Annotated in this window: 1 protein-coding gene and 1 pseudogene; both read right to left on the bottom strand. The window is 44.3% G+C overall.

Features of this window, described 5'->3' with window-relative positions; all coding sequences use genetic code 11:
• A pseudogene (locus ACFIL3_RS11095) lies at nucleotides 1–173 on the bottom strand (PBSX family phage terminase large subunit); the annotation flags it as partial.
• Complete coding sequence (locus ACFIL3_RS11090) at nucleotides 154–489, bottom strand: hypothetical protein (RefSeq protein ID WP_375612628.1); 336 nt, start codon at nucleotides 487–489, stop codon at nucleotides 154–156. The pseudogene ACFIL3_RS11095 and the gene ACFIL3_RS11090, both read right to left, overlap by 20 nt.
• Between the last annotated feature and the right edge of the window lie 85 nt (nucleotides 490–574).

Raw genomic sequence — 574 nt, 5'->3', positions numbered from 1 at the left:
AGAATGGTCCCCGATATCCCCTGCATACCAAATTGATAGCCTTTTAAAGCAGCCATCAAGGCAAATGATCTTGTCTTTCCAGACCCTCGTCCACCCCACGCCGCTCGTACCAAAGCATCCCCATCAAAAATAGGGATAAGTTTTGGTACAATCTTAATCTGTCTTGTCGTCATTCATTGTTAAAGGAGCAATTTCTACACGCGTTATGATCTTAATGGCTCCCCCATCTTCACCTGTTACCTGTAAAGGCAACACCTTACCAAGCAACGCTAAATAAGCAGCGGGGCATTCCATAGCCTGCTTTTCCAAATAGGAGATCAAACCATCATTGCCAATTTTATTCCCAGCATTCTCAGCAGCCTTAACCACTGCTTCTTTTAAAATGCGCGTCATCTTATTCGGAACGCCTTTGACACGCCCTTGACCTGCCTTTGGTGGTATACGCTTTTTAATGGGTTGTGGAGCCTGATGTGTATTTTCTGATGTCATAAAATACGCCCTCCAGATAATAAAAAACCCCGCATTTGCGGGGATTTTGAACTGTACATTTCCCTCTCTAGACACAATACGCCTA

This window comes from Bartonella sp. CE47NXGY (assembly GCF_042195415.1).
Classification (GTDB): Bacteria; Pseudomonadota; Alphaproteobacteria; order Rhizobiales; family Rhizobiaceae; genus Bartonella.
The sequence above is the reverse complement of the archived record's forward strand: the minus strand, read 5'-3'. Positions and strand labels throughout refer to the sequence as shown.

Bases quoted from the DNA above. Each gene is read 5' to 3' on its own strand.
- ACFIL3_RS11090 (WP_375612628.1), bottom strand. From the start codon at position 489: ATGACATCAGAAAATACACATCAGGCTCCACAACCCATTAAAAAGCGT.